This window comes from Halovulum dunhuangense (assembly GCF_013093415.1).
GTDB classification, from domain to species: domain Bacteria; phylum Pseudomonadota; class Alphaproteobacteria; order Rhodobacterales; family Rhodobacteraceae; genus Halovulum; species Halovulum dunhuangense.
This window is the reverse complement of the sequence record NZ_JABFBC010000001.1, coordinates 509330-525206: the sequence shown is the minus strand read 5'-3', so window position 1 is coordinate 525206 and position 15877 is coordinate 509330. Positions and strand designations below refer to the sequence as shown.

Annotated in this window: 16 protein-coding genes and 1 riboswitch; of the genes, 9 read left to right on the top strand and 7 right to left on the bottom strand. The window is 68.1% G+C overall.

Annotated elements, in window-relative coordinates; all coding sequences use genetic code 11:
• Window positions 1-5: 5 nt before the first annotated feature.
• Complete coding sequence (gene fabA, locus HMH01_RS02540) at window positions 6-512, bottom strand: 3-hydroxyacyl-[acyl-carrier-protein] dehydratase FabA (protein WP_171322162.1); 507 nt, start codon at window positions 510-512, stop codon at window positions 6-8.
• A 159-nt stretch (window positions 513-671) separates the two neighbouring features.
• On the opposite strand from fabA, the gene irrA reads away from it, so the two are divergent.
• The 5 genes from irrA (at window position 672) to dxs (ending at window position 5261) form a co-directional block, all read left to right on the top strand.
• On the top strand, window positions 672-1103 hold the full coding sequence (gene irrA / locus HMH01_RS02535; RefSeq protein WP_171322160.1) for an iron response transcriptional regulator IrrA: 432 nt from the start codon (window positions 672-674) through the stop codon (window positions 1101-1103).
• Window positions 1104-1203: 100 nt separating this feature from the next.
• The gene (locus HMH01_RS02530) at window positions 1204-2136 is read left to right on the top strand and encodes a histone deacetylase family protein (protein WP_171322158.1); all 933 of its coding nucleotides are present in this window, start codon (window positions 1204-1206) and stop codon (window positions 2134-2136) included.
• Window positions 2133-2375 carry an exodeoxyribonuclease VII small subunit gene (locus tag HMH01_RS02525; protein ID WP_171322156.1) on the top strand — a complete coding sequence of 81 codons (243 nt, stop codon included), beginning with the start codon at window positions 2133-2135 and terminating at the stop codon, window positions 2373-2375. Before HMH01_RS02530 ends, HMH01_RS02525 begins: the two co-directional genes overlap by 4 nt.
• 4 nt (window positions 2376-2379) lie before the next feature.
• Window positions 2380-3270, top strand: a complete 891-nt coding sequence (locus tag HMH01_RS02520; protein ID WP_171322154.1) for a polyprenyl synthetase family protein — start codon at window positions 2380-2382, stop codon at window positions 3268-3270.
• Between the two features lie 62 nt (window positions 3271-3332).
• Window positions 3333-5261, top strand: coding sequence for a 1-deoxy-D-xylulose-5-phosphate synthase (gene dxs / locus HMH01_RS02515; RefSeq protein WP_171322152.1), 1929 nt, complete (start codon window positions 3333-3335; stop codon window positions 5259-5261).
• Between the two features lie 16 nt (window positions 5262-5277).
• Here dxs and HMH01_RS02510 read toward each other — a convergent pair whose 3' ends face one another.
• Window positions 5278-5739 (bottom strand): TrmH family RNA methyltransferase, encoded by a 462-nt coding sequence (locus tag HMH01_RS02510; RefSeq protein ID WP_216366745.1) that lies wholly within the window; start codon window positions 5737-5739, stop codon window positions 5278-5280.
• Window positions 5740-5914: 175 nt separating this feature from the next.
• Here HMH01_RS02510 and petA point away from each other — a divergent pair, with 175 nt between their 5' ends.
• Genes petA through HMH01_RS02495 form a run of 3 tightly spaced genes read left to right on the top strand, consistent with a single transcriptional unit; the run spans window position 5915 to window position 8631 of the window.
• On the top strand, window positions 5915-6475 hold the full coding sequence (petA, locus tag HMH01_RS02505; RefSeq protein ID WP_171322150.1) for a ubiquinol-cytochrome c reductase iron-sulfur subunit: 561 nt from the start codon (window positions 5915-5917) through the stop codon (window positions 6473-6475).
• A 15-nt stretch (window positions 6476-6490) separates the two neighbouring features.
• Window positions 6491-7807 (top strand): cytochrome b, encoded by a 1317-nt coding sequence (locus HMH01_RS02500; protein WP_171322148.1) that lies wholly within the window; start codon window positions 6491-6493, stop codon window positions 7805-7807.
• Between the two features lie 23 nt (window positions 7808-7830).
• Window positions 7831-8631, top strand: coding sequence for a cytochrome c1 (locus tag HMH01_RS02495; RefSeq protein WP_171322146.1), 801 nt, complete (start codon window positions 7831-7833; stop codon window positions 8629-8631).
• Window positions 8632-8681: 50 nt separating this feature from the next.
• Here HMH01_RS02495 and HMH01_RS02490 read toward each other — a convergent pair whose 3' ends face one another.
• The 5 genes from HMH01_RS02490 to HMH01_RS02470 all read right to left on the bottom strand — a co-directional run bounded on the left by HMH01_RS02490 (window position 8682) and on the right by HMH01_RS02470 (window position 14613).
• Window positions 8682-9956 (bottom strand): SulP family inorganic anion transporter, encoded by a 1275-nt coding sequence (locus HMH01_RS02490; protein WP_171322144.1) that lies wholly within the window; start codon window positions 9954-9956, stop codon window positions 8682-8684.
• 64 nt (window positions 9957-10020) lie between these two features.
• On the bottom strand, window positions 10021-10722 hold the full coding sequence (locus tag HMH01_RS02485; RefSeq protein WP_171322142.1) for a thiamine ABC transporter ATP-binding protein: 702 nt from the start codon (window positions 10720-10722) through the stop codon (window positions 10021-10023).
• Window positions 10706-12286 carry a thiamine/thiamine pyrophosphate ABC transporter permease ThiP gene (locus HMH01_RS02480; RefSeq protein ID WP_171322140.1) on the bottom strand — a complete coding sequence of 527 codons (1581 nt, stop codon included), beginning with the start codon at window positions 12284-12286 and terminating at the stop codon, window positions 10706-10708. The genes HMH01_RS02485 and HMH01_RS02480 overlap by 17 nt, the downstream gene beginning before the upstream one ends.
• The gene (gene thiB / locus HMH01_RS02475) at window positions 12262-13251 is read right to left on the bottom strand and encodes a thiamine ABC transporter substrate binding subunit (protein WP_171322139.1); all 990 of its coding nucleotides are present in this window, start codon (window positions 13249-13251) and stop codon (window positions 12262-12264) included. The genes HMH01_RS02480 and thiB overlap by 25 nt, the downstream gene beginning before the upstream one ends.
• Before the next feature lie 41 nt (window positions 13252-13292).
• Window positions 13293-13398, bottom strand: a riboswitch (TPP riboswitch).
• A 30-nt stretch (window positions 13399-13428) separates the two neighbouring features.
• On the bottom strand, window positions 13429-14613 hold the full coding sequence (locus HMH01_RS02470) for an MFS transporter (RefSeq protein WP_171322137.1): 1185 nt from the start codon (window positions 14611-14613) through the stop codon (window positions 13429-13431).
• Window positions 14614-14762: 149 nt separating this feature from the next.
• Here HMH01_RS02470 and aroC point away from each other — a divergent pair, with 149 nt between their 5' ends.
• On the top strand, window positions 14763-15875 hold the full coding sequence (gene aroC, locus HMH01_RS02465) for a chorismate synthase (protein WP_171322135.1): 1113 nt from the start codon (window positions 14763-14765) through the stop codon (window positions 15873-15875).
• Window positions 15876-15877: the final 2 nt, after the last annotated feature.

Below are 15877 nucleotides of genomic sequence, written 5' to 3'. Positions count from 1 at the left end.
CGGACTCATTCGGTGAACAGGCCGACCTTCATGTCCTTGGTGGTGTAGATCGTTTCGCCATCGGCCTTCATCACGCCGTCGGCCAAGCCCAGCTTCAGCTTGCGGTCGATGACGCGGGTGAAATCCACCTCGTATGTGACGAGCTTCGTCTCCGGCGTCACCATGCCGGTGAACTTAACCTCTCCGACGCCCAGCGCCCGGCCCTTGCCGGTCATGCCGCGCCAGCCCAGGTTGAAGCCGGTCAGCTGCCACAGGGCATCGAGGCCCAGGCAGCCAGGCATCACCGGGTCGCCGATGAAATGACACTCGAAGAACCACAGGTCCGGGCGGATGTCGAATTCGGCCACCACATGGCCCTTGCCGTGTGTTCCGCCATCCGCCGAAATGTCGGTGATGCGGTCCATCATCAGCATGGGCGGCGCGGGAAGCTGCGGATTGCCGGGCCCAAACATCTCTCCGCGTGCGCAACGCATGAGACCGTCGAAGTCGAAGCTGGTCGGCAGTCCGGTCATTAAGGCAGTGCTCCGTGGTTCTGTAACTTTCTGAAACGCTCTATCACCCGTGTCGCGCGGGGTGCAAGCTTGACAGCACCGGGGGCGGGTCGCACATACTCTGGAAACGTGCGCGCCAGACCGGGACTGGACCCGCCCGCGCACAGGAGCAAGGACCGCATGGCATTGCGCGAAGACGACATCGAACGCCGCCGCGCGTCGGAATGGCTGCAGACCGCGGGGCTGCGGCCCACGCGACAGCGCCTGACGCTCGCCCGGCTGCTTGTCGGCGACGGACGCAACCGGCATGTCACCGCCGAAGGCCTGCACGAAGCCGCCGCACGGGGCCGCGACCGGGTGTCGCTGGCGACCGTTTACAACACGCTGCGCGCCTTCTGTCAGGCGGGGCTGATGACCGAGGTGACGGTTGACGGCAGCCGCTCCTATTTCGACACCCGCACCGACGATCATCCCCACTTCTTCTGGGAGGATGACGGCCACCTGACCGACGCCCCTGCCGACAGCGTCCGGATCGAGGCGCTGCCGGACGCGCCCGAAGGGGCCGAGATCTGCAAGGTGGACGTCGTGATCCGGCTCCGCCGCAAGACCTGAACCCGGTCGGCAGCGCCAGGGTCTTCGGTGCGTGCTTCGGCTTGAACGCCGCATCGCTTCGCAACAGTATGGCGGCCCCAGACCGAAAGGCCGTGCCTCGATGACGACGCTGCTTGTGACCCATGACGACTGCCTGCACCATGTGACGCCGCCGGGGCATCCCGAGCAGGTGGCGCGACTCGAGGCGGTGCGCACGGCGCTTGCCGATCCGGCCTTCGACGCGCTCCTGCGCGAAGAGGCGCCGCTTGCCACCGACGCGCAGATCCGGCTGGCACATCCGCAATCCCATCTCGACCGCATCCGCGCCGCCGTGCCGTCGCACGGCTTTGCCCAGCTCGATGCGGACACGCATCTGTCGCCCGGCTCCTTGCAGGCGGCGCTCAGGGCGGCCGGCGGCATCGTGCGGGCCGTGGATGCGGTGCTCGACGGCGAGGCGCGCAACGCCTTCTGCGCCACGCGCCCGCCGGGACACCACGCCGAACGCGAAACGGCGATGGGCTTCTGCCTGTTCGGCACCGTCGTGATCGGCGCGCGGCACGCGCTGGAACGGGGACTGTCGCGGGTGGCGATCGTCGATTTCGACGTTCATCACGGCAACGGCACGCAAGACCTGGTCTGGAACGACGCACGGATCTTCTTCGCCTCGTCGCACCAGAGCCCGCTTTATCCCGGCACCGGACTCGCGCATGAACGGGGCGCCCATGACAACGTGCTGAACGTGCCGCTGCTGCCCGGCACCGATGGCGCCGGTTTCCGCCAGGCTTGGGAGACTTTCGTTCTGCCCGCACTCGAAGCGGCGGCGCCCGAGATGATTCTCGTATCCGCCGGCTTCGACGCCCACCGCGACGATCCGCTTGCCAACCTGCGGCTGACGGAACGGGATTTTGCCTGGGTCACCAACGCCATCTGCGATGTCGCCGACCGCCATGCCGCCGGGCGGGTCGTCTCGACATTGGAAGGCGGATATGATCTTCACGCCCTGGCGGCTTCGGCCGCCACCCATGTCGAGACACTGATGGAGCGCGGGGAATGAACGACACGCCGATCGAAAAGATGAGCTTCGAGCAGGCGCTGGCCGAACTGGAAACCGTCGTCTCTGACCTGGAAGGCGGGAACATCCCTCTGGAACAGTCGATCCTGCTTTACGAACGCGGCGCGAAGCTCAAGGCGCATTGCGAGAGAAAGCTGGCCGCCGCAGAGGAAAAGGTCGCCCAGATCACCCGTGGCCCCGATGGCGCCGCGACCGGGCTGACCCCGGTTGATCCGGACTGAGCGGATGGCCACGGCCCGCGATCTCCAGTTCCACGCGGCGCTGAGCCAGGCCGCCACCGCGGTCGAGGAGGCGCTGGACAAGCTGCTGCCACCGGTCGGCACACCGCTTGCCGACGCGATGCGCCACGGCACCCTGTCGGGTGGCAAGCGCCTGCGCGCCTTTCTGGTGCTGGAAAGCGCCGGGCTGTTCCGGGTTCCAAAGCCGCAGGCAATCCGCGCTGCCGCGGCCGTCGAGTGCATCCACGCCTATTCGCTGATCCACGACGATCTGCCCGCGATGGACGATGACGACATGCGCCGCGGCCAACCCACCGTGCACAAGCTGTGGGACGAGGCAACCGCGATCCTGGCCGGCGATGCGCTGCAATCGCTGGCCTTCGAGATACTGGCCGCGCCACAGACGGCCCCCGACCCGCTGATCCGCACCCGGCTGATGCTGCGCCTCGCGCAGGCGGCGGGGGCGGGCGGCATGGTGGCGGGACAGGCGCTGGACATTGCAGCCGAAACCGCCGCAGCCCCGCTCGACTTCGAGCAGGTGGCGCAGCTGCAGGCGCTCAAGACCGGCGCGCTGATCGGCTGGTCCTGCGAGGCGGGGGCGATTCTCGGCAAGTCGGACGTCTCGAACCTGGTCAAATTTGCCGCGGAACTCGGCCTCGCCTTCCAGATCCAGGACGACATCCTGGACGTCACGGCGGAAGCGTCCGACATGGGCAAGGCGACCCACAAGGACGGGGCCGCCGGCAAGGCCACCTTCGTCTCGCTTCTGGGACTGGAGGGGGCGCGCAAGAAAGCGCGTGACTTGGTGTCAACTGCATGTGACACTCTGAGTCCCTACGGCTCTGCGGCTGAGAACCTTCGCCTTGCGGCGGAATTCGCGATCAGCCGGAATAACTGAAGGCATTTCCGGGCGTTACCGCCCGCGAAGCCGGGGAAGGACACGATGCCCGGAGAGAGAGAATGACAATCCGCCCTGACACTCCGCTCCTCGACAAGGTTCAGACACCCGCCGACATGCGGGGCTTGAGCGACGCGCAGCTGTCGCAGCTGGCGCATGAACTTCGAGCGGAAACCATCTCTGCCGTGTCCGAGACCGGTGGCCACCTGGGCGCCGGGCTGGGCGTGGTCGAGCTGACCGTCGCGATCCACGCCGTGTTCAACACTCCCAAGGACAAGCTGATCTGGGACGTGAGCCACCAGTGCTACCCGCACAAGGTGCTGACCGGCCGGCGCGAGCGCATCCGCACCCTGCGCAAGGGAGGTGGGCTGTCGGGGTTCACCAAGCGCACCGAAAGCCCCTTTGATCCGTTCGGGGCGGCCCATTCCTCGACCTCGATCTCGGCCGGGCTTGGCTTCGCCGTGGCGCGCGACCTGGGCGGATCGCCCGATTACGGCATCGGCGACGTCATCTGCGTGATCGGCGACGGGTCGATGTCCGCCGGCATGGCCTACGAGGCGATGAACAATGCCGGCCACCTGAAAAAGCGGCTCATCGTCATCCTGAACGACAACGAGATGTCGATCGCCCCGCCCACGGGCGCGATGTCCACCTATCTCTCGCGGCTCTACGCGGGCGCGCCGTTCCAGGAATTCAAGTCCGCCGCCAAGGGCGCGATCAGCCTGCTGCCGCCGCCTTTCCAGGAAGGCGCGCGCCGGGCGAAGGAACTGGTGAAATCCGTCACCGTGGGCGGCACCCTGTTCGAAGAGCTGGGCTTTTCCTATGTCGGCCCCATCGACGGGCACGACATGGGCCAGCTTCTGTCGGTTCTGCGCACGGTCAAGATGCGGGCCGACGGCCCCGTTCTGATCCACGCGCTGACCAAGAAGGGCAAGGGCTATGCCCCGGCCGAACGCGCCTCGGACAAGGGGCATGCGACGGCCAAGTTCGACGTCATCACGGGCGAGCAGAAGAAGGCGCCGTCGAACGCGCCGAGCTACACCAAGGTCTTCGCCCAGTCCCTCATCAGGATGGCCGAACGCGATCCGCTGATCACCGCGGTCACGGCCGCGATGCCGGACGGCACCGGGCTCAACCTGTTCGCGGAACGCTTCCCGAACCGCTGCTTCGACGTGGGCATCGCGGAACAGCACGCGGTCACCTTCTGCGCGGGCATGGCGGCGGGCGGCCTAAAACCCTTCTGCGCGCTCTATTCCACCTTCCTCCAGCGCGGTTATGACCAGGTCGTGCATGACGTGGCGCTGCAACGCCTGCCGGTGCGCTTCGCGATCGACCGCGCCGGGCTTGTGGGCGCCGACGGGCCGACCCATGCGGGCAGCTTCGACACCGCCTACCTGGCAAACCTGCCCGATTTCGTGGTGATGGCCGCAGCGGACGAGGCGGAACTTGTGCACATGGTCGCCACCGCCGCCGCGATCGACGACCGGCCGTCCGCCTTCCGCTTCCCGCGGGGCGAGGGGGTCGGTGTCGAGATGCCGGAAACCGGCACACCACTGGAAATCGGCAAGGGCCGCCTGATGCGCGAGGGGAATGGCGTTGCGCTGCTGAACTTCGGCGCCCGCCTGCAGGAGATCTTCGTCGCCGCCGAGTCGCTGGAGGCGCGTGGCATCCGCCCGACCATCGCGGATGCGCGTTTCGCCAAACCGCTGGACCGCGAGCTGATCCTTCAGCTTGCCCGCCACCACGAGGCGCTCATCACCATCGAGGAAGGCGCCATCGGCGGCTTCGGCAGCCATGTCGCCCAGCTTCTGGCCGAGGAAGGCATCTTCGACCACGGGCTGAAATTCCGCTCGATGGTGTTGCCCGACACCTTCATCGACCATGACAGCCCGGCATCGATGTATGCCATCGCGAAGCTCAACGCCCCCGATATCGAGGCGAAGGTTCTGGAAGTGATGGGCGTCGCCCGGATCGGCGCGCGCCGGGCCTGAGGCGGGCGAATCGGCTTCAGCCGCGCAGCTGGCGCAAGGCCTCTGCCGCGGCGATGCCGCAGCTTACCGCGACGTTCAGCGACCGGCCGCCGCCCGGCATGGGAATCGCCACCGCGGCATCCGCGGCTGCGTGGACCTCGGCCGGGACGCCCGCGCTCTCGCGTCCCACCAGCAGGGTGTCGCCCGGTCTGAACGCGAAATCCCACAGCGGCACCGCGCCCCTCGTGCTGAGCAGCACCAGGCGGCGCGTCTCTTGCGCGGACCGAAACGCTGCCCAGTCGTCATGGTCCGTCACATCCGCGATCCGGGCGTAATCCATGGCAGTGCGGCGCAGCGCGCGCAGCGAGAACGGAAAGCCGCAGGGCCCGATCACGTCGAGCGGCAGGCCGAAGCAGGCGGCAATCCGGATCATCGCGCCCAGGTTCTGCGCGATGTCCGGCTGATAGGCCGCAAGGCGGATGGGCGGGGGGTTCTGCATGTCCTTCCGGGTCACGGGCGCGCGACCGGCCCGAAACTGCGGCGCAAAGTCCGCTGGACCCGCGCGGGGTGTTGGATTAGGTAGCCGGGTGACCTGCCAGGCCCCCGGCTTTGCGCATCTATGTGCTTGGGTGCCCGGCGGCAAGCCGAAGAATTGACACCAATGGAGATATCGCGTGTCCCACGTCGAAGAAGATACCGGTACCCGCCGCGACTTTCTTTACGTCGCCACCGGGGCGGCCGGCGCGGTCACGGTCGGCGCCGCCGTCTGGCCGCTCATCAACCAGATGAACCCCAGCGCGGATGTGCAGGCCATGGCCTCTATCCAGGTCGATGTCGGCGCGGTAGCGCCGGGCCAGCAGATCACCGCGCTGTGGCAGGGCAAGCCCGTGTTCATCCGCCGTCGCACGGAAGAAGAGATCGCCGCCGCGCGCGACGTCAATCTGGGCGACCTGCCCGACCCGCTGGCAGCGAACGCCAACCTGCCCGCAGAAGCCTCTGCCGCGGACGAGAACCGCAGCCTGGACGAGGCGGGCGAGTGGCTCGTGATGATCGGCGTCTGCACCCATCTCGGCTGTGTGCCGCTTGGCGAGGCCGGCGATTTCGGCGGCTGGTTCTGCCCCTGCCACGGGTCGCATTACGACACCTCGGGCCGCATCCGCCGTGGCCCGGCACCCACGAACCTTCCGGTGCCGCAGGCGGAATTCATTTCCGACACGGTCATCCGTCTCGGCTAAGGGAGAGCGAGAGAGATGAGTGGTATTCCGCACGATCATTACGAGCCGAAGACGAACGCCGAGAAGTGGGTCGAAACCCGCCTGCCGATCCTCGGCCTTCTGCATTCGACGCTGACCATCCCGACGCCCAAGAACCTCAACTGGATGTGGATCTGGGGCATCGTGCTGGTGTTCTGCCTTGTGTTGCAGATCGTCACCGGCATCGTCCTGGTGATGCACTACACGCCGGATGTCGATCTGGCCTTCGCCTCGGTCGAGCACATCATGCGCGACGTGAACGGCGGCTGGGCGCTGCGCTACATTCACATGAACGGCGCATCGCTGTTCTTCATAGCCGTGTACCTGCACATCTTCCGCGGTCTCTACTACGGCTCGTACAAGGCCCCGCGCGAGATCACCTGGATCATTGGCATGCTGATCTACCTGCTGATGATGGGCACCGCCTTCATGGGCTATGTGCTGCCCTGGGGGCAGATGTCCTTCTGGGGTGCGACCGTGATCACCGGCCTGTTCGGCGCGATCCCGGGCGTCGGCCCGGCGCTCCAGACCTGGCTGCTGGGCGGACCTGCCGTGGACAACTACACGCTGACCCGCTTCTTCTCGCTGCACTACCTGATGCCCTTCCTGATCCTGGGCCTGGTGATCGTGCACGTCTGGGCGTTCCATTCGACGGGCAACAACAACCCGACCGGCGTGGAAGTGCGTCGCGGTTCCAAGGAAGAGGCGAAGAAGGACACGCTGCCCTTCTGGCCGTATTTCGTGATCAAGGACCTGTTCGCGCTGGCCCTCATCCTGGCGGTCTTCGCGGCGATCGTGGCGTTCATGCCGAACTACCTGGGCCACCCGGACAACTACATCGAGGCGAACCCGCTGGCGACCCCCGCGCATATCGTGCCGGAATGGTACTTCCTGCCCTTCTACGCGATCCTGCGCGCCTTCACCGCCGACGTGTGGCTGGTCCAGTTCACCAGCTTCATCACCGGCGGCATCATCGACGCCAAGTTCTTCGGCGTGGTGGCGATGTTCGGCGCGATCGCGGTGATGGCTGCGGCCCCGTGGCTCGACACGTCGAGCGTGCGTTCGGGGCGCTACCGCCCGCAGTTCAAGATCTGGTTCTGGATCCTCGTGGCCGACTTCATGCTGCTGATGTGGTGTGGCGCGATGCCGGCGGAAGAGCCCTATGCCACGATCTCGCTGATCGCCTCGACCTACTGGTTCGCCTACTTCCTGGTGATCCTGCCGGTGCTGGGCGTCATCGAGAAGCCGCTGGAGCAGCCCGAGACGATCGAGCAGGACTTCAACCGCCACTACAAGCCGGAACCGGCGGAATGAGCTGGCGAGAGAGGACTAGAGCCATGAAGAAGACCTTCATCCTTTCGGCGGCCACCGCCGTCACCCTCGCCGCGGGCTCTGCCTTCGCGGCGGGGACCGGGGGCCACGTCACCGACTACGCCTTCTCCTTCGAGGGGCCGTTCGGCTCCTACGACCAGGACCAGCTGCAGCGCGGCCTTCAGGTCTATACCGAGATCTGCTCGGGCTGCCACGGCCTGCAATACGTGCCGTTCCGCGCGCTCGAGGATCTGGGCTACACCGACGCCGAGGTCCGCGCCTATGCCGAGAACTTCTTCGTGCCCGATACCGGGCCCGAGGCGCTTCCCGGTGACGAGCGGCCGGCGATACCGACCGACTACTTCCCCGGCTCGGCCCTGTCGAACGCGCCCGACCTCAGCCTGATGGCAAAGGCGCGCGCGGGCTTCCATGGCCCCGCGGGCACCGGCATCAGCCAGCTGGTCAACGGCATGGGTGGCGCGGAATACATCGCATCGGTCCTGGCAGGCTACACCGGCGAGGAGCAGGAGCAGGCGGGCGTCATTCTCTACGAGAACGAGGCCTATGGCGGCTACTTCGCCATGTCCCAGCCGCTCTGGGGCGATGACGTGGTCTATGCCGACGGAACCGAGGCAACGCTGGAACAGCAGGCGCAGGACGTCGCCGCCTTCCTGATGTGGGCCGCGGAACCGAAGCTCGAGGCGCGCAAGACCGCCGGGATCACGGCCGTGCTGTTCCTCGGCCTTCTGACCGTGCTTCTGTACCTGTCCAACAAGAAGCTCTGGGCCCCGGTCAAGCACCGTAAGGAAAACGCCCCGGCAGAGTGATCCGGCCACGCGGCAACCGGGAAAGGGCGGGACATCGATCCCGCCCTTTTCTATTTGTCGCGGATGTCCCGCTCGCTCCAGTCCGCTTCCGGCACACCACGACGCCTGAGCCGCAGTGCAAGGCCCGCGGCGACGCCCACGCCGATGGCGACCGTCAGGTCGACCAGAACGGTCAGCAGCAGCGTGACCACAAGCAGCCCGCGATCGCCCGGTCGGGCCGCCATGTAGCCGCGCCACTTGTGCGGCTCGCTCATGTTCCAGGCCGTCAGCACAAGCACCGCGGCCAGCGCCGGCATCGCAAGATAGGCGGCAAGCGGCGCCGCCAGCATCATCACCGCCAGGATGACCAGCGCATGCACCAGCCCTGCGACCGGCGTCTTGCCGCCTGCGCGCACATTGGTCGCCGTCCGGGCAATGGCCCCGGTCGCGGGCAGGCCCCCGAACAGGGCAGAGCCGATATTGGCCGCGCCTTGTGCCATCATCTCGGCATTGGGCCGATGCGCGCCACCGATCATCCGGTCCGCCACCATCGCCGACAGCAGCGATTCGACCCCGGCCAGAAAGGCGATCACCAGCGCCGACGGCAACAGCTCCACCAGCCGGGCGGGCGAGAGATCGGGCAGCCCCGGCATCGGCAGCCGGTCGGGCAGGGCACCGAAGCTGGACCCGATCGTTGCCACCGGCAGATCGGCCAGCGCGACGATGGCCGAGACACCGGCGACCGCCAGCAGAAGCCCGGGAAAGCGCGGCATCGCGCGGCGCAGGATCACGATGGAGACAAGCGCCGCCAGCCCGATGCCAAGCGCCACGGGGTCGACACTGTCCCGCGCGGCCCAGAGCACGGGCAGCTTTTCAAGGAATGCGGCGGGAACTGTCTCTACCGAAAGCCCGAACAGATCCCGGATCTGGGCCGCGGCGATGATGACGGCGATACCGATGGTGAAGCCGTTGATCACCGCCTCGGGCACGAAACGCACCAGGCTTCCCAGCCGGAACAGCCCCGCTAGCAGCAGGATCGCCCCGGCCATCAGCGTCGCGGTCACGAGCCCGGCATAGCCATGTTCGGCGATGACCGCCGCGACCACCACGATGAACGCGCCCGTCGGTCCCCCGATCTGGACCCGGCTGCCGCCGAGAAGCGAGATGAGAAAACCGCCCACGATGGCAGTGACCAGCCCCTGCGCCGGCTCTGCCCCCGAGGCGATGGCGATGGCGATGCTGAGCGGAATCGCCACCATGGCGACCGTGATGCCCGCGCCAAGGTCCGACAGGAACAGCGGCAGGCTGTAGTCGCGCAGGGTCGTCAGGATCTTCGGTCTGAGCATGCGCCCTCCCCAAGACAGCGCCGGGGGAAAGCATCGCAGATCGACGGGCAAGCCGGCAAGCAGGCTAATCGGAACCCAGGTATGCAGCCAGCGCAGGGGGCGGATCGGCCAGCAGGGCCCGCGTCGGCGCGGGCGGCGCCGCACGTCCATGGGCAAGGAAGATCGTGTGCGCCGCGATCCGGGCCGCATCCTCCGGGTCGTGCGTGACCATCAGAAGCGTCATGCCCCGCTCGGCCCGGATCCGGGCCACCAGGTCCAGCATCTCGCGCCTGAGCGCCGGTCCAAGCGCCGCGAAGGGTTCGTCGAGCAGCAGGATGGGCCGGTTGCGCAACAAGGCGCGGGCCAGCGCCGCGCGGCTTTGCTGACCGCCCGAAAGCTGCCCCGGCTTGCGATCCCCCAGTCCCGCAAGCCCCACCTCCGCCAATGCCGCCTCGACCCGCGCCCAACCCGCCCGGTCAAGCCTGAGCGACGGATCGAGGCCAAGTCCCACGTTCCGAGACAGGCTGAGATGCGGGAACAGGTTGTTGTCCTGGAACACCATCGTCACGGGCCTTGCGGCCGGGCCGGTCGCGGTCAGGTCGTCGCCCCCGAACAGGATGCGGCCGGTGTCCGGCGCCTCGAACCCCGCGATCAGCGCCAGCAGCGTGGATTTCCCCGCACCCGATGGCCCGATCACGGCCACGGAGTCGCCTTCCGGCACGGCAAGATCGGCCTCGAGCGAAAAGCCGCTCCATGTCAGGCGCAGCCCCTCAAGCCGCAGATCCATCGCGCCCTCCCTGGTCGAAGACCCAGAATACCGCCAGGCTGAGCACCAGCAGCAACAGCGCCGCCCCTGCCGCGTCATCCATGCGATAGGCCCCCATCAGCCGGTACATGTAAAGCGGCAGCGTCTCGACCCCGGGGGGCGCGAACAGGGTGATCACACCCAGATCCCCCATCGACAACGCCGCCGCCAGCCCGGCGGAAAAGCCGAGCGGCCCACGGATCAGGGGCAGTGTCACCAGCCGCAGCCGGGCAAGCCCGGTGATCCCCAGGTTGTCCGCCAGCCGGCCATATTCTCCCCGGGCGGCGGCCATGGCGGGGACCAGCGCGCGCAGGCCGAAAGGCAGGCTCATCGCCGCGTTGATCACGCCGGTGATGACCAGCGCCCAGGCAAAGGGATCGATGACAGGGCGCAGCAGCACGAACAGCCCGGTCCCGATCACGAAGGGGGATGCCGCCAGCATCAGAAGGCCGATGCCCTCCACCACCGCGCCACGACCCCGTGGCAGCGCGGTGATCAGCCCGGCGAGCGCCAGCACCGCAAGCGTCGCCCCAATGGCAGAGCAGATCGCAAGGGCAAGGCTGGTGCCCGTCGCCTCCCACAGGCCAGACGGCGGACCGGAAACCAGCGCCGCAGCACCACGGCCCAGAACGAACCCCATCGGGGGCAACAGGAAGCCGAGAAGCAGCAGGATCACCGTACCGTCCCAGACCCGCACCGCGCCCCCCGGGGCATCCCAGCGGCGGCGGAAGCGGCCCATGCCACGGCCAAAGGCGCCGGGCCGGCCCAGCCACAGGGCCAGCCCCGCGACGGCACCGCACAGGGCGAACTGCACCAGCGCCAGCCGCGCCGCCCGGCCCAGGTCGAAATCGAAGCGCAGCGCCTGATAGATCGCCAGCTCGATCGTCGTGGCGCGCGGCCCGCCCCCCAGCGCGAGCGCGACGGCAAAGCTGGTCATGCACAGCAGGAACACCAGCAGGAAAGCGCCGGGCAGAACGGCGCGCAGAAGCGGCACCTCCAGCAGGCGGAACACGGCACCCGGCCCCATGCCAAGCTGGGCCGCCAGCCGGAACCGCTCGGCCGGGATCGCCTGCCAGCCCTGAAGCAGCAGCCGCGTCACCAGCGGCACGTTGAAGAAGACATGCGCCAGCAGAACGCCCGGCAGGCCATAGATCGACAGGACCGGGCCTCCGAATGCGCGGCTCAGGTCGCTTGCGGCCCCGGCGCGCCCCCAGACGGCAAGCAGGCCGAGGATCGCAACGATCACCGGCAGCAGGAAGGGCGCGCCCAGAAGCGCCACGATCGCCCTTCGGCCCGGAAAGCTGCGCCGCGCCAGTGCGCGGGCAAAGGGCACCGCCAGCGCGCAGCTGATCGCCGCCGACAGCGTCGCCTGCACCAGGGTGAAGCGGATCGCCGCCCAGTCGGCAGGCCCCAGCGCCTGGGTGCCGGCCCCATCAAGACCTGCGAGAACGATCACCGGCACGAGGCCCAGCGCCAGCACGAGTGCCAGCACCGGACCCCCGGTCAGCAGCGTCGAGGCGCTCAGCGCGCCAGCGCGGCGAGCCATTCGGCCAGCGCCTCGTCACGCAGCGCGGGCACCTCCTCGGACGGCAGGTGCAGCGCCGTCGCGGGCGTGATCATGCGCTCGAACCCCTCGGGCAACGCACCCGCCGGCAGGGCCGCCGGGTACATCCAGTTGGTCGTGGGAATGATCTCCTGGAAGGCGGGGCTCAGCATGAAGGCGAGAAAGCGGTCGGCCAGCTCCGGCTGGTCGGTCGAAGCAAGTTTCCCGGCCACCTCGATCTGCATGTAATGCCCCTCGTCGAAGGCGGCGGCGGCCTTGCTGTCGTCCTCCTCGGCGATCAGGTGATAGGCGGGCGAGGTGGTGTAGCTCAGCACCATGTCCGCCTCGCCCTCGAGGAACATGCCATAGGCCTCGGACCAGCCGGCGGTCACGGTCACGATCTGCGGCGCCAGCGCCTCCCAGAAGGCGGGCGCCTCGTCACCATAGACCGACTTCACCCACATCAGCAGGCCCAGCCCCGGGGTAGAGCTGCGCGGATCCTGGATCACCACGCTGATGTCGGACGCCGCCAGTTCCGCCAGGCTTTCGGGCGGGTTGGGCAGGGTGGTGGTGTCGTGGACAAAGGCGAAATAGCCCCAGTCGAAGGGCAGGAAGTCGGCGTCGTCCCAGTCCACGGGCAGGGTCAGCCCCTCGGGCGTGATGCCATGGGGCGCGAAAAGACCCGTCTCGCGCGCCATCGCGGTCAGCGTGGTGTCGAGCCCCAGCACAACGTCGGCCTGGGTGTTCGGCCCTTCCAGCCGAAGCCGCGACAGAAGCGCCGCGCCATCGCCCGCGCCGATCAGTTGCAGGTCGCAGCCGCATTCCGCCTCGAACGCAGCCTCGACCTGCGGGCCGGGCCCCCATTCCGAGGTGAAGCTGTCATAGGCATAGACGGTCAGGACAGGCTGTTGCGCCGCCGCCGCGCTTGCGGTCAGCAGGGCCACAGCCGAGAGGGAAAGGCGAAGCATCGGCATCCTCCAGTTGCTGCGGCGAAAGGCAGGTGGAGGTTTCATCCCTGTCTCACCTTCCCTACGCCGGTACGATCCGGTTCAGGTTCGACGGGTTCGCGGGTTCACCCGCATCTCAGCCCTGACAGGGCACCCCGAGGTCGTGCGTGCCTGTGTATGTCCCGGCCCCCGCCCGCGTCAAGCGGCGCGTCGGGACAGGGCGATCGCCGCAACATAGACCAGCGCGACCAGCCCCGACACGGCCCCCATGCCGAGAAACGCGCCGCCCAGCCCCCCTGCGCCGACCAGCGCGGCGCCCGCAAAGGCCGACAGGAACTGCGCCAGGAAGATAGACATCGTCATGAACCCGCTGGCGCGTCCGCGCATCTGCGGCGGGACGCGCCCCATCAGCCAGGTCATGTGGTTGGGCATCACGACGCCCAGCGCCGCGCCCACCAGCGGCGCCAGCAGGAACACGACGCCCAGCGTGCCGGCCCCTGCCAGAAGCGCATAGCCCAGCGCCAGCAGGCCGAAGCCCAGCGCGCCGATCGCCAGCGGCGACAGCCGCGCGCGGATGCGCCCGAAGAATGCCGATACGGTGGCGGATACCAGCGTGATCGCCGCGATGGCATAGCCGGCGGTCGAGGCGCGGGCCGCGCCCAGATCCTCGATCAGGAAGGGCAACTGCGTCGGGATCATGTAGAAGATCAGGAACGCCGCGAAGGCGCTGGCATAGATCGGCAGCGCCAGAGCCACCGGAAAGCGCCCGCCGTCGCCGGTGCCGCCTTCGCCTCCTTGCGTGGGGGCTGGAAGCGTGGTGAACACCAGCGGCAGCAGCACCAGCGGAACAAGATACATCGCGAAGGGCCCGCGCCAGCTGACATCCGCCAGAAGCCCGCCGCCCAGGATGAAGATCACGCCGCCGAACCCCATGGCCGAGGCCTGGTAGCCCAGCACCCGGCCCCTCTCGGGCCCGGTGAAGATGTTGGCGATCAGCGTGGTCGAGGCGGTCATCACCCCACCGACCGCAAGCCCCAGCAGCACCCTTCCGGCAAGGATCGGCATGAGCCCGTCAAGCCACAGGCCCGAACTTCCGGCCCCGACATAAAGCAGGATGGACCCCAGCAGCACCTTGCGCGGGTCCATCCGGTCCACCAGCACGCCGCACAGCGGCGCGGATATCGCGATCGCCAGCCCCGGCACCGTAAGGATCAGCGGCACCAGCGTGGCGGCATCCGGGACGCTGCGGAAATGCTCCAGAAGCCCGGGCAGCGACGGGGCGATGGTGGCCCCGGCCATCACCGTCAGCGTCGCGCAGGCCAGCAGAAGCGGCAGAACGAAGGCCGGGATCTGCCCGGGCGTTGCGTGATCCTGAAATGCCATAACGATTGTCTCCGGCCCCGCGGGCCATGCCTGTGCGCCGGAATGGGCGCCTGGATCTGATCTAGTCCCGCCGTCCGGGACAGCCAAGGCTTTCCTGACGTCGGCCTCTGCGCTACACCCAAGCGCAACCACCCGCCCGGAGCCATGCAATGAGTTTCAACACCTTCGGCCACATCTTCCGCGTCACCACCTGGGGCGAAAGCCATGGGCCCGCGCTCGGCGCGACGGTGGACGGGGTGCCGCCGGGGGTGCCGATCACCGCGGCGCAGATCCAGCACTGGCTGGACCGGCGCAAGCCGGGGCAGAACAAGTACACGACCCAGCGGCGCGAGGCCGACGAGGTCGAGATCCTGTCCGGCGTGTTCGAAGGGGTCACCACCGGCACGCCGGTGCAGCTGATGATCCGGAACACCGACCAGCGGTCCAAGGACTATTCCGAGATCATGGAGAAGTTCCGCCCGGGCCATGCGGACATCACCTATTTCCAGAAATACGGCATCCGGGATTACCGGGGCGGCGGCCGCTCCTCGGCGCGCGAGACGGCCGCACGGGTTGCCGCCGGCGGGCTTGCCCGCGCGGCGCTGGCGCAGCTTGTGCCGGGGCTGAAGATCGCCGGCTACATGGTCCGGATGGGCCGCGACGGGATCGACCGCAGCCTCTTCGACTTCCAGCAGATCGAGCAGAACCCCTTCTGGTGCCCCGACGCCGACGCCGCCGCGCGCTGGGCCGAAAGCCTCGATGCGCTGCGCAAGTCCGGGAACTCCGTCGGTGCCGTGATCGAGGTGGTGGCACAGGGCGTCCCCGCGGGGCTGGGCGCCCCGATCTATGCCAAGCTCGACACCGACCTTGCCGCCGCCGCCATGTCGATCAACGCCGTGAAGGGCGTCGAGATCGGCGAGGGCATGAACGCCGCTGGCCTGACCGGCATCGAGAATGCCGACGAGATCTACATGGGCAACGACGGCCAGCCACAATACAGCTCGAACCACGCGGGCGGTATCCTGGGCGGGATTTCCACCGGGCAGGACGTGGTTCTGCGCTTCGCGGTCAAGCCGACATCGTCGATCCTGAACCCGCGCAAGACCATCACCAAGGCAGGCGAGCCCGCCGAGATCGTCACCAAGGGCCGCCACGACCCCTGCGTGGGCATCCGCGCTGTGCCGGTGGGCGAGGCGATGATGGCCTGTGTGCTGCTCGACCACATCCTGCTGCATCGCGGGCATGTCGGCGTGAACCAGGGCGTGATCGGCGTCGGCGACTGACG